Source organism: Bradyrhizobium sp. ORS 278 (genome assembly GCF_000026145.1).
Classification (GTDB): Bacteria; Pseudomonadota; Alphaproteobacteria; order Rhizobiales; family Xanthobacteraceae; genus Bradyrhizobium.
Map to the genome: position 1 here is coordinate 3,505,761 of NC_009445.1, position 11,914 is coordinate 3,517,674.

Below are 11,914 nucleotides of genomic sequence, written 5' to 3' on the forward strand. Positions count from 1 at the left end.
CGCCGCGTCTGCGGCAGTGAGGAGAGTTGAGATGTTCGATCTGAGTGGCAGGACCGCGCTGGTCACCGGCGCGACCGGCGGCATCGGCAATGCGATTGCCAAGGCCTTGCATGCCCAGGGGGCGACCGTTGCCGTGTCCGGCACCCGGCGCGAGGTGCTCGAGACCTTGGCGGCCGAGCTGGGCAGTCGCGTCCACGTGCTGCCCTGCAACCTGTCGGATGCCGCCGAGGTCGAGGCGCTGGTGCCGGCTGCGGAGCAGGCGATGGGACAGGTCGACATTCTCGTCGCCAACGCGGGAATCACCCGGGACAACCTGTTCGTGCAGCTGCGCGACGAGGATTGGGACGAGGTCATCAAGGTCAACCTCACCGCGACCTTCCGCCTGTCGCGCGCCGCCACCAAGCTGATGATGCGCAAGCGCTTCGGCCGCATCATCGCGATCACCTCGATCGTCGGCGTGACCGGCAATCCGGGGCAGGGCAATTACACCGCGTCGAAGGCCGGCATCATCGGCATGATCAAGACGCTCGGCGCCGAATATGCCAAGCGCGGCGTCACCGCCAATTGCATCGCACCGGGCTTCATCAAGACGCCGATGACGGATGCGCTCAACGACAAGCAGCGCGAGAGCATCCTGGCGAAGGTGCCGGCGGCGCGTCTGGGCACCCCCGAGGACATTGCTGCAGCTGCGGTGTACCTCGCCTCCAACGAGGCCGCCTACGTCACTGGACAGACCATCCACGTCAATGGCGGCATGGCCATGATCTAGGTGCCTTCCGCGGCTCGGAATGCGGCGAAAAGACGTCGCGACAACCAATCCGGGCAGCGCGGCCAATGATTTACGTGTATGGTCACCGGGCCGCTCAAGAGGGCACGAAGAACGCCATTGCAGGATTTCCAAACCCTGTATATTGGCGGGGCGAGCTGCCATCGTTCGCCGGGCCTCCGTCGGCTGGTGCTGCTGATCCGGGTTCCTGTTGAATCGCTCTGGGTCGGAGGCGTACCGGACTGGTGGAGTGTGGATTGGAGTTGTGAGTGGCCCCGTTTCCTGAGTTTGCGGACCGCAAGTCGTCGGCCAAGCTTTGGTAAAGGGGCGCTGCGGGGCAAATCTGGTTTTGCGCGATTGCGAAGGAAGTTTAGCGGCCGGGATGGCTCGGATCATCCGGGGGTCGGGTCTTAAAGGAACAAGCACGAGGTTGAACGATGAGTGAGATTGGCGAGCGGGTTAAGAAGATCGTGGTCGAACACCTTGGTGTCGAGCCCGAGAAAGTGGTCGACAACGCGAGCTTCATTGACGACCTCGGTGCCGACAGCCTCGACACGGTCGAGCTCGTCATGGCTTTCGAGGAAGAATTCGGCTGCGAAATTCCGGACGATGCCGCCGAGACCATCCTGACGGTCGGCGACGCCACCAAGTTCCTCGAGAAGAACGCCAAGAGCTGACGCTCCGGCAAGAGTTTGCGCGAAACCGGCCGATCCGTCTTGTGCGGTCGACCGGTTTCTTGCTGTTGGCGGCTGCCCGATGAGCCGTCACCCAGCGGCCGGCGAACCACGATACCGACGAGCCGACCGGCCACGATGTGTTGCTCGAACAATGTGACCCGAGGTGCCGCGACGGCCATCTGCCGATCCACAAGCGCTCAAGGGCGGGTCTGGAGAAACGAACATGAGGCGGGTTGTCGTCACTGGCCTTGGCATGGTTTCGCCGCTTGGCTGTGGTGTTGAAACGACCTGGCAGCGGATCCTTCAGGGCAAGAGCGGCGCGCGTGTGATCGGAACGTTTGACGTCTCCGATCTGCCGGCCAAGGTCGCCTGCCAGGTGCCGCGCGGCGATGGCAGCGACGGCACGTTCAACGCCGATCAGTGGATGGAGCCGAAGGACCAGCGCAAGGTCGACGACTTCATCATCTTCGCGATGGCCGCCGCGCGTCAGGCGCTCGATGACGCCAACTGGCACCCCGCCACGGAAGAAGACCGCTGCGCCACCGGCACGCTGATCGGCTCCGGCATCGGTGGCCTGTCGGGCATCGCCGACACTGCGATCCTGCTCAAGGAACGCGGTCCGCGGAAAGTGTCGCCGTTCTTCATTCCGGGACGTCTCATCAATCTCGCCTCGGGTTACGTCTCGATCGAGCACGGCCTCAAGGGTCCCAATCATTCGGTGGTGACGGCCTGCTCGACAGGCGCGCACGCCATCGGCGATGCGAGCCGGCTGATCGCGCTGGGCGATGCCGACGTCATGGTGGCCGGCGGCACCGAATCGCCGATCTGTCGAATCGGCATGGCCGGTTTTTGCGCGGCGCGCGCGCTGTCGACCGGCTTCAACGAGACGCCCGAAAGGGCCTCGCGTCCCTACGACAAGGATCGCGACGGCTTCGTCATGGGCGAGGGCGCCGGCGTCGTCGTGCTCGAGGAGTATGAGCACGCCAAGGCGCGCGGCGCGCGGATCTACGCCGAGGTGGTCGGGTATGGCCTGTCGGGCGACGCCTATCACATTACCTCGCCGTCGCCGGATGGCGATGGTGGCTTCCGCAGCATGAGCGCGGCGTTGAAGCGCGCCGGCATGACGGCCGCCGATCTGGACTACATCAACGCTCACGGCACCTCGACGCAGGTCGGCGACGAGATCGAGCTCGGCGCCGTCGAACGTCTGCTCGGCAATGCCGCATCGAAGGTCTCGATGTCCTCGACCAAATCGTCGATCGGTCACCTGCTGGGTGCTGCCGGTGCCGTCGAAGCGATCTTCAGCATTCTCGCGATTCGCGATAACGTCGCTCCGCCGACGATCAATCTGGAGAACCCGTCGGTGGAGACCGCGATCGACCTCGTCCCGCATCAGCCTCGTCAACGCGAGATCAATGTGGCGCTGTCGAACTCGTTTGGTTTCGGCGGCACCAATGCGTCGGTGATTTTGCGGCGCGTGGTGAGCTAGTGCGGAAGAGCGGAACACCGCGTGACCCTGTTGCGACTTGGTCACGCCGAATTCCGAGTGCAGCCACACTAGAACCCAACACTTCGCGTGTCTTTCGCAGGTCGGCGGAGCGCCGGTGCGGTAAGCGGATGCGCGCGGCGGCGAGACACGGCGATAACACCTTTTTGCCGTATTCGATGACGATTCGTGAGGATGGGCGTGATGTTCAGGTCGCTTGCGTGGGGTGCGCACGGCCACGACGAGAGCGACAGGACTGAAGGTTGCATCGATGAGTGAACGGCCGCCCATCTCGCCCCGTAGTCCGCGCGCAGCGCTGGAGCCCGAACGTGTGCCTCCGCCGCCGCGCCGCTCTGATCGGGCGCGCAATCCCTTCGTGGTGGTCGGCAATGCGATCATCACCTTGCTCATCCTGGCGATGATCGGCGCCGGCGCGGCGTACTACTATGGCCGCCAGATCCTGGAGGCGCCCGGACCGCTGCAGGACGACAAGATCGTCAACATCCCGCAACGCGCCGGCAAGCGCGACATCGCCGATGTGCTCGCGCGCGAGGGCGTCATCGACGTCAATCCGTGGATCTTCATCGGCGGCGTCTACGCGTTGAAGGCCAGTTCCGATCTGAAGCCGGGCGAGTATGCGTTCCAGAAGAATGCGTCGCTGCGCGACGTGATCGGCGTGATCGTCGAAGGCAAGGTCGTGCAGCATGGCGTCACGATCCCCGAAGGCCTCACCTCCGAGCAGATCGTCGCGCGTCTGTCCGACAACGACATCTTCACCGGCAGCGTGCGCGAGATTCCGCGCGAGGGCACGCTGCTGCCGGAGACCTACAAGTTCCCGCGCGGCACCAGCCGCGATCAGGTCATCCAGCGCATGCAGCAGGCGCAGAAGCGCGTGCTCGCCGATATCTGGGAGCGCCGCAGCCCCGATCTGCCGGTGAAGACGCCGGAGCAGTTGGTGACGCTGGCCTCGATCGTCGAGAAGGAGACCGGCAAGCCCGATGAGCGCAGCCGTGTCGCGGCCGTGTTCGTCAACCGGCTGAAGCAGCGGATCAAGCTGCAGTCGGATCCCACGATCATCTACGGCCTGGTCGGCGGCAAGGGGACGCTGGGGCGGCCGATCAAGCGCAGCGAGATCACGCAGCCCTCGCCCTACAACACCTATGTCATCGAGGGGCTGCCGCCGGGCCCGATCTCCAATCCCGGCCGCGCCTCGCTGGAGGCGACGGCGAATCCGGCGCGCACGCGCGACCTCTATTTCGTTGCCGATGGTACCGGTGGCCATGCGTTCACCGAGACCTACGACCTGCACCAGAAGAACGTCGCCAAGCTGCGGGCGATGGAACGGCAGACTCAGAACGACACCGTGGAGCCCGAGGAGGCGCCGCCGGCGGTGGCTGGCGGTGCGGTTGATTCGGCTGCTCCCGCGACACCGCCGCGGCCGCCTGTCGGGGCCAAGAAGCCGCCTGCGCCCCGTGCCACCGGAGCGGCCCCGGCCAATGGCCCACGTCAGGGCGCGGCACAACCGACACCGCCGGTCGTTCAGCAATAATTTTCCACGCAGACCGGCCGCGCAGAACCGGGCTTAACATTTGGCCAAAAGGCCGTAAGGTTCGCGCACTTTTGCTCGGGCGAGTCTGCCGCCCGTTCCCGATCTGCCGGAGATATTGCTGAAATGGCGCTGTCGAGCATGACCGGCTTTGCCCGTCACCACGGGGCAAGCGGTCCCTACTCGTTCGAGTGGGAGTTGAAGTCGGTCAACGCCAAGGGATTGGACGTTCGGGTGCGGCTGCCGCAGGGCTGGGACGAGGTCGAGGCCTTCGCCAAGAAGCGCGCCACCGAGGTGCTGTCGCGCGGCACCGTCTACGCCAATCTCACCGTCAAGCGCACGGAGACGGGATCCACGGTCCGCATCAACGAGGATGTGCTGGCGGCGGTGGTCAAGGTGGCGAGCTCGCTGTCGGGCCGGATCGACGCCGTCGCGCCGAGCATCGACGGCCTCCTGTCCATCAAGGGCGTGATCGACGTGGCCGAGCCAGAGGCCGACGAGGCCGAGGACAAGGCTGCCAAGGAGGCGGCCATCGCGGGGTTCGAGACCGCGTTGAAGAACCTCGTCGAGATGCGCCGCCGTGAAGGCGATTCGCTCGGCCAGATTCTCAACCAGCGCGTCGATGAGATCGAGGCGCTGGCCAAGCGGGCCGAGGCGTCGCCGGGCCGCAAGCCCGAAGCCATCAAGGCGCGGCTCGCCGAGCAGGTCGCGGCTTTGCTGGAAACGTCCGATCGGTTCGATCCCGATCGCCTGGCGCAGGAGGCGCTGCTCATCGCGGCCAAGGCCGATGTCCGCGAGGAGCTCGATCGCATCGCCTCGCACATCGCGCAGGCGCGCGAAATGCTGGGGAAGGGCGGGCCGGTCGGCCGCCGGCTCGATTTTCTCGCCCAGGAATTTCACCGCGAGGTCAACACCACGTGCTCGAAGTCGAACGACATCGAGCTGACGAATATCGGTCTCGAGCTGAAGACCGTGGTCGAGCAGTTTCGCGAACAGGTTCAGAATCTGGAGTGATCCATGGCGGCTCACGACGGAAGTTTCGATGGCGTCGAGCGGCGCGGCCTGATGTTCGTGCTCTCGTCGCCGTCGGGCGCGGGCAAGACGACGCTGTCGCGCATGCTGATCGAGCGCATGCCGGGCCTGCAGATGTCGGTGTCGGCAACGACGCGGCCGATGCGCCCCGGTGAGGTCGACGGCCGCGACTATCACTTCGTCGACCGCGCGCGCTTCGAGGAGATGGTCAAGCGCAACGAACTGCTCGAATGGGCGACCGTGTTCGACAACCGTTACGGCACGCCGCGCGGCCCGGTCGAGGCCGCGCTGTCCGCCGGCAAGGACGTGCTTTTCGACATCGACTGGCAGGGCACGCAGCAGCTGCGCGAGAAGGCGCGGCAGGACGTCGTCAGCGTCTTCATCCTGCCGCCGTCGGCCGCAGATCTCGAGAAGCGGCTGCACACGCGCGCGCAGGACTCGCATGACGTGATCCGCGGGCGCATGAGCCGCGCCAGCCACGAGATGAGTCATTGGGCGGAATACGACTACATCGTCATCAATCGCAACGTCGACGAGGCGTTTGCCGAGGTGCAGTCGATCCTCAAGGCTGAGCGGCTGAAGCGCGAGCGCCGGACCGGGCTGACGACCTTCGTGCGCGAGCTGCAGCGCCAGCTCGAGGGCTGACGCGCCGTCCGTTCAACCGTTCACGCCCGGCGGCCAAGCCTTGCCAGGATGTCCTGGATGCCGTCGAGCTCGTCATCCTGCTGAATGCTGCGGGGCCGGGGCCGTAGGGCCTGAGGCCGCGGAATGAAGTCGAGCGGCGGCGTCGCCGGATCCTCGTACGGCGTCGGGACGAACGCAGGCTGCGGCTGGGGTGCTCGTTGCTGCTGTCGGGACCGCTCGGGTTGCGGCTGCGGATAAGGCCTCGCTTGAGGCTGCGGCCGCGGCTCCAGTTGAGGCCTGTCGATGACAGGCGCGGCCGCCGGAATCGTCGACCGTGATTCCAGCAGACTCATGAGCTGAGCCGCGGGATCATCCTGCAAGCGGGCGACGTTCGCTGGCGCCTCCGCGTAGGCGAACTGCTCTTCTTCTGCCTCAGGCGGTTGCGGCTCGAGTTCATCTTCGGGCAGCGAGAAGCGAGACTGCAGGAGATTGATCAGCGCCGCCGCGGGATCATCGAGCTCATCCTCGGGAGCGGCATTGGCGACCGCGGGCTGCGCCGCTGCGACTTGCGCTTGCGCGGCCTGATAGGCCGGCTGCCGCGCCGCATGTGCGCGAAGCGTCTCGATCAGCGCGGCCGCCGGATCGACCGATGGGGCCTGGCCATTTTGATCAGACCCAACGACGCCGGGCGCTGCAGCTGGCTGGCCATTCCGTAGACGATTGATCAGCTGCTGCGCGGCTTGCGTGGGCTGCGACACGACGTCCTCGGGCGGCGCCGGCTCGGCAGGGCCGGCCACCTGCGACGCTTGGCCGGTTTCGTTCACCCCGGCCTGGGGTACCCGACGCTTCGCCGCGCGCGACACCAGGAGCGCCGCAATCACCTTCGCGGCGTCGACCGGCGCTGCGCCGGCAGGCGAGCCGGATGCCGCTTCGCTGGCGCGAGCCTTGCGCAAAGCGGAGACGATTTCGCCGACGTCGACGGGGGCCGGCGGCGTTGCTGCCGCAGCGTTCGGGGACGGCTGGGCGGCAGGAGGCGCCGGCGTAGAGGCATCCGCCGGTGCGGCGTCCCTGGTGCTCGATCGGGACAGCGGCGGCGCTTCTGATCCTGCGCCGTAGGCCGGAGCCTGGGAGGCCAGAGCGGCTGCCGCGGCGCTGGCTTTGGCTGCTGCGACATCCGCGGCGGTGGCCTGGGCCGCAACAATCTGAGCGGCGGCCATCTGCGCGGCGGCTGGCTGCGGCTGTTGCGGCGGAGGCGGTGCCGGCGGCACCATGGCGGCCTTAGGCGCTGCCGGCGGCGCCGCCGCTTGCGCCTGCGCTACGCTCGCCCGTTGGGCAGAGATGCGGTCGAGCTCATCGGCTGCCTGCCATACGGCGTCGGTGTTTTGCGGACGCTGCATGTCGGAGGCGGCGTCAAGCTCGCGTCGGCGCGCCGAGACCGACTGATGCTCCTCGTGATAGTGCGCCGGTGACTGGCGGTAACCGCGCGCGTCGGGCGATTCCGGCTGTGCCGTTGGCAACCGGGCACTGGCGAGGTCCAGCGCCGACACCGGCTGGGCTCCCCGGCCGCCATCGGCATAGGACGCACCCGGCATGCCGCCGCGGCCAGTTCGCATGCCCGATTGCGGCGCCTTGCCGCGGGGCTTCGTGCGTCCGCGGCGCGATCGCGCATCCTCTTGCCAGCCGCCATTGCGCTTGCGTTGCCGTCCCATGCGGCTGAGCCGGTAGAGGGCGCTGGCGAGCAGGCCCGAGATCGCCAACGCACCGATCACAACCAGCATCAGCATGGGAATCGGCGCTTCGGGCTTCGCCGCCTTCGAGGCTGCGGTGGCCGGATTGTCGTTCGTGCCCGCCGTCATGGCATCCGCATCGGCGTTGCCGTCATCAGCGGTCGCAGCCGGCGCTGCGTTGCCCATCGTCGCGTCGACCTGCTGCGGCGGCGCCGACGCCCAGGGCGCCGCATCGAGCCCGCGCGACAGGCTGGCATCGGACGCCGTCAGCGTGGTCGGTGTGATCGCCAGATTCTGCGGCTTCGGCGTCCCTCTCGGGTCGACGCTGGTCCGCAGGCGGGATTGCGGAAACTCCGCCATGGCGTCCGAGCCGGAACGCTGCGCTGGACCATCCGTCCGCCGCGGCGACAGCTTGGGCGGCGCCGGTTGGGCAAAGTCCCAGGCCGCCGGCTGTTGCGTGGCGCGGACGGAGGACGTCGGGACGTCCCGCCCATTCGCATCCTTGAGATACCAGCAGCGTCGATTGGTGCCGCGATCGAAGCGATAATACCAATGCTGAGCGTCGGATTTGTCGCCCGTCGGCTCGGTGAGGCACTCCTCAGCCGTCATGGCGGCGCGCGGCAGCGAGGCCAGAACGCTCGCTACGGTAGCGGCGGCAATGGCAAATGCAACTCCTGCCGTTCGGCTTGCCATTGACGACTCCGGATACGCTTACGCAACGGCGCGTTCTCGGAGACAAGTTAGGTGGCAATGAGCCGCAATTCCGGATTAATTCTGACCCAGCCTTTTCGTCGGCGAGTGCGGCTTTTTTCCCACAAGAGAACCTGCAGCATTCTCGCCATTTTCGCCGCGATCCCGCACCAAAGCGGTCACATCGGTGAAGATCGTTCGGCTGGCTTGTTCCATCCGAGGAGAGCCGCGCGACCGACGACCGTTGCGTTTGTGGACAAATGATCTCTGCCGGAAAGACGTCCAGCTCACCGTCGTCGGCCGGGGCCTCGTCGCTATTGCTTGACGCTGGTCCAGCGTCCCGAGCAGCCGTCGCTGCGCTGGAAGCTGCCGGAGCCGCTCCGGCCGCTGACGCGGCCGGTGCTGACGATGCGGACGCCGTTGTCGTTGCCGATCGTATTCACGACCCCGTTGGAACTGATGCTTCCGGAGAAGCCCTGGCCGATGACCTTGCCGCTGCTGATCACCGCGGCCGATGTCACGCTACCGGGGGGGCAGGCGGGGCCACCGACGCTCGTGACGATCCACGCGCCATCGAAGCTCCCACCACCGGCGGCGGATGAGCGCGCGCGCGAAGGCTCGCTCCGGCGTGGCGAAGGCCGCTCGCGCTCGACCGCGCGCGGCTCGGAGCGCGAGCCCGACAGCGCTTTGTCGTCATTGCCGATGCTCCCGCCGGCACTGCCGGATTGAGCCAGGATCGCCGTTGGCGACAGCAAAATCAGCAGCAGTGCCATGACGGCGCAAAACTTCGACATCCCCACCTCGATCATCTTCAAACTGTTAGTTCGTGGACCGGCGGTCGCCGGTTCAACGCCCCGAACCGTCGGCACAGACCGCACCGACGATACGGCAGGATTTTCCAGCCTTGCCGCACTCGTCAAGCGCTGCGTCGCGCGCGGCCTTGACAGTATCCCGTTGTACGAGCGACCATGATTTGTCCGAGATGGCGAAGGCCCCGCAATGCGATCCGTAGAAGCTGAGCTCGACCGGACATTTGGCCGAACCGCAATTCGACCGCGCATCGGTCACGGCCGCGCGCCGTGAGGCGTGATTCCACGACATGCCCCATTTGTTGTTGTCGACGCCGTACACGATCGAGCCCCATGGCTTGAGATCGTCGAGCTTGCGCAGCCGCGTCAGCAGGCCCTCGGTGGCTTCGCCCGTCGGAGTGATGTTGCTCTTCTCCTGAAACCTGCTGATCGCCAGCGCGAGCGTATCGCGCCCGTCGCCGGACTGCGGATCGAAATTGCGCTCGTATAATCGATCCCGGACTTCACCGATCAGAGCGACGTCCTTGAGCGGGATCCGATCCGGATCAGGCCGCAAGGTCGCAACCAGCGCTTCCTGCGACGGCATCGCCGCGACCTGCGGTGCGCTCTGCGGCGCGGGCGGCACGAAGTAGAATGCGCCGTCGATCGGTGACGACGAGACCCAGGGCTGCTGCGCGCCGCTCGTGGCGCGCTTCACCGCGAGCCCGACCTGGTTGAAGGTCTGGAAGATATCGAGCCCGGGCTGGGTCAGGGTCGCAGCCAGTGCTTTCGTATAAGGGCTGTGGCCGTCGTCACCATCCTGCGCGACGTTGCCAGGCTGTGTCGCGTAGGAGATCAGCGTGCCGTCCGGCGCGCGCATCTGTGCGAGCCCGCCGTCGGCCGCGCGCAAGCTGCGCGTCCCGAACGGATTGTTGCGGCAGGCGTCCAGAATGACGACGTTCAGCCGCGTTCCCGAACCCTGCATCTGCCGGAGAACGAGGTTGACGTCCATCATCTGGAAGTCGACATCAGCCTCGCGCGTCGGATTGGCGCCTACCGGCACCAGATAATTGGCGCCGGCGACCTGCACACCATGGCCAGCATAGTAGAACAGCGCGACATCGGCACCCTGGACCTCGCGGCCGAAGCTCTGGACGGCGCCGTCGATCGCGGGTTTGTCGAGATCGAGCTGGGCGCGTCCTCCGGTCAATGTGAAGCCGAGCCGCCGCAACGTCTCCGCCATCAGCACGGCGTCCTTCACGGGATTGTCGAGGCTGGCGATGTTGCGATAGGCGGAGTTGCCGATGACGAGCGCGACGCGCTTCTCGGCTCGCGCAGGCAGAATGCAGCATAATACCAGACAGGCCGCGAGGAGCAGGCGGCTACCGTCATACGCGCATCGTTGCATCAGTTCGGGCCCCGTCGCCACCTGTATCAAGCGATGGGGCAGAGTAGCAGCAGTCAGCCGCGGCGCAAGCACCGCGGCCGCCTGCGATGCTCGAGGACTGGACTAATCAGTTCGTCAGCACCACCCGTCCGACCACCTGGCCGGCACGCAGCGCATCGATCCACTTCTGCACGTCGGCCATCGGCTCCTCGCGCATCGGCGGCGGCTTGATCTTTCCGGCGCGCGCCAGCGCCATCAGCTCATGACCTTCGGCGAGCGTGCCGACCATGAAGCCTTCGATGGTCATGCGCTTGTACACCCATTGCACCATCGGCAGCGTGAACTGGCCGCCCATCAGTCCGGAGACGACGATCTTGCCGCCGCGTGCGACGACGGCGACCGCAAAGGCCATCGACTTCTCGTTCCCGGCGAAGTCGACGACCTCGTCAAAGCCGCCGCCCGTCTCCTTGAGAATACGCTTGATCACGTCGGCCTCGGACGGATCGTAGGCGGTGGCGGCGCCGTTCTGCAGCGCCGTGTCGCGCGCGGCCGCCGAGAGATCCGCGACCGAGATCGGCTGCTTGAACATCGCCTGGGCAAACGACAGGCCCATCATGCCGACGCCGCCGAGCCCGATCAGCAGCAGATTGCGCTGGCGCGGCCGGTCGACGAGGCGCTTCAATGCGCCATAGGCGGTTACGCCGGAGCACATCAGCGTGGCCGCCTGATTCACCGGCAGCGGATCATATTCGAGCAGGTATTTCGCATCGGGCACCAGCACGTGCGTGGCGAAGCCGCCGTCGATCGAGACGCCGAGGAAGCGCTGCTTCGCGCACAAATTCTCGTCGCCATTGGCGCAGTCGCGGCACTGGCCGCAGCCGATCCACGGAAACACCGCGCGGCGGGCGCCGATGAGCTCCTTCGGGACATCGGGCCCGACCTCGTCGACGATGCCGGCGATCTCGTGGCCCAGTGTAAAGGGCAGCGTCATGCCGCGCGTGGTGTCGAGCTTCTTGCCGCCGCCGAGATCGGCATAGCCGTCCTGAATGTGCAGGTCGGAGTGGCACAGGCCGCAGCGCTCGATCCGCACGAGAACCTCGCGTCCTTGCGGCTTCGGTGTCTCGACGATGGTCTCGCACAGCGGTGCATCGAACTTCACGAGCGACTGGCGACGCATCAACGCCATGATGA

The 11,914-nt window shown here is 66.5% G+C and carries 10 protein-coding genes; 6 read left to right on the forward strand and 4 right to left on the reverse strand.

Features of this window, described 5'->3' with window-relative positions:
- Positions 1 to 31: 31 nt before the first annotated feature.
- From fabG to gmk, 6 genes are all read left to right on the forward strand, one after another.
- Positions 32 to 769 carry a 3-oxoacyl-[acyl-carrier-protein] reductase gene (fabG, locus tag BRADO_RS15505; protein WP_011926262.1) on the forward strand — a complete coding sequence of 246 codons (738 nt, stop codon included), beginning with the start codon at positions 32 to 34 and terminating at the stop codon, positions 767 to 769.
- 434 nt (positions 770 to 1,203) lie between these two features.
- Positions 1,204 to 1,443 carry an acyl carrier protein gene (locus tag BRADO_RS15510; protein ID WP_006610957.1) on the forward strand — a complete coding sequence of 80 codons (240 nt, stop codon included), beginning with the start codon at positions 1,204 to 1,206 and terminating at the stop codon, positions 1,441 to 1,443.
- A gap of 223 nt (positions 1,444 to 1,666) precedes the next feature.
- A complete protein-coding gene (fabF, locus tag BRADO_RS15515) occupies positions 1,667 to 2,932 on the forward strand; it encodes a beta-ketoacyl-ACP synthase II (RefSeq protein ID WP_011926264.1) in 1,266 nt (421 codons plus the stop codon).
- A 268-nt stretch (positions 2,933 to 3,200) separates the two neighbouring features.
- A complete protein-coding gene (gene mltG, locus BRADO_RS15520) occupies positions 3,201 to 4,478 on the forward strand; it encodes an endolytic transglycosylase MltG (RefSeq protein WP_041756561.1) in 1,278 nt (425 codons plus the stop codon).
- Positions 4,479 to 4,601: 123 nt separating this feature from the next.
- Positions 4,602 to 5,489 carry a YicC/YloC family endoribonuclease gene (locus BRADO_RS15525; protein ID WP_011926266.1) on the forward strand — a complete coding sequence of 296 codons (888 nt, stop codon included), beginning with the start codon at positions 4,602 to 4,604 and terminating at the stop codon, positions 5,487 to 5,489.
- A gap of 3 nt (positions 5,490 to 5,492) precedes the next feature.
- On the forward strand, positions 5,493 to 6,152 hold the full coding sequence (gene gmk, locus BRADO_RS15530) for a guanylate kinase (RefSeq protein ID WP_011926267.1): 660 nt from the start codon (positions 5,493 to 5,495) through the stop codon (positions 6,150 to 6,152).
- A gap of 20 nt (positions 6,153 to 6,172) precedes the next feature.
- On the opposite strand, the gene BRADO_RS15535 is transcribed toward gmk, so the two are convergent.
- The 4 genes from BRADO_RS15535 to BRADO_RS15550 all read right to left on the reverse strand — a co-directional run bounded on the left by BRADO_RS15535 (position 6,173) and on the right by BRADO_RS15550 (position 11,909).
- Positions 6,173 to 8,218: a hypothetical protein gene (locus tag BRADO_RS15535; RefSeq protein WP_244423044.1), complete on the reverse strand. Its 2,046-nt coding sequence runs from the start codon at positions 8,216 to 8,218 to the stop codon at positions 6,173 to 6,175.
- Between the two features lie 644 nt (positions 8,219 to 8,862).
- Positions 8,863 to 9,342 carry a hypothetical protein gene (locus BRADO_RS15540; RefSeq protein WP_041757526.1) on the reverse strand — a complete coding sequence of 160 codons (480 nt, stop codon included), beginning with the start codon at positions 9,340 to 9,342 and terminating at the stop codon, positions 8,863 to 8,865.
- Positions 9,343 to 9,394: 52 nt separating this feature from the next.
- On the reverse strand, positions 9,395 to 10,744 hold the full coding sequence (locus BRADO_RS15545; protein WP_041756562.1) for a caspase family protein: 1,350 nt from the start codon (positions 10,742 to 10,744) through the stop codon (positions 9,395 to 9,397).
- Positions 10,745 to 10,850: 106 nt separating this feature from the next.
- The gene (locus BRADO_RS15550) at positions 10,851 to 11,909 is read right to left on the reverse strand and encodes an alcohol dehydrogenase (protein ID WP_011926271.1); all 1,059 of its coding nucleotides are present in this window, start codon (positions 11,907 to 11,909) and stop codon (positions 10,851 to 10,853) included.
- Positions 11,910 to 11,914 lie beyond the last annotated feature (5 nt).

Coding starts and splice junctions, on each gene's coding strand:
- gmk (WP_011926267.1), top strand. CDS start 5,493: ATGGCGGCTCACGACGGAAGTTTCGATGGCGTCGAGCGGCGCGGCCTG.
- BRADO_RS15545 (WP_041756562.1), bottom strand. CDS start 10,744: ATGCAACGATGCGCGTATGACGGTAGCCGCCTGCTCCTCGCGGCCTGT.
- BRADO_RS15535 (WP_244423044.1), bottom strand. CDS start 8,218: ATGGCGGAGTTTCCGCAATCCCGCCTGCGGACCAGCGTCGACCCGAGA.
- BRADO_RS15525 (WP_011926266.1), top strand. CDS start 4,602: ATGGCGCTGTCGAGCATGACCGGCTTTGCCCGTCACCACGGGGCAAGC.
- BRADO_RS15510 (WP_006610957.1), top strand. CDS start 1,204: ATGAGTGAGATTGGCGAGCGGGTTAAGAAGATCGTGGTCGAACACCTT.
- fabG (WP_011926262.1), top strand. CDS start 32: ATGTTCGATCTGAGTGGCAGGACCGCGCTGGTCACCGGCGCGACCGGC.
- BRADO_RS15550 (WP_011926271.1), bottom strand. CDS start 11,909: ATGGCGTTGATGCGTCGCCAGTCGCTCGTGAAGTTCGATGCACCGCTG.
- mltG (WP_041756561.1), top strand. CDS start 3,201: ATGAGTGAACGGCCGCCCATCTCGCCCCGTAGTCCGCGCGCAGCGCTG.
- BRADO_RS15540 (WP_041757526.1), bottom strand. CDS start 9,342: ATGTCGAAGTTTTGCGCCGTCATGGCACTGCTGCTGATTTTGCTGTCG.
- fabF (WP_011926264.1), top strand. CDS start 1,667: ATGAGGCGGGTTGTCGTCACTGGCCTTGGCATGGTTTCGCCGCTTGGC.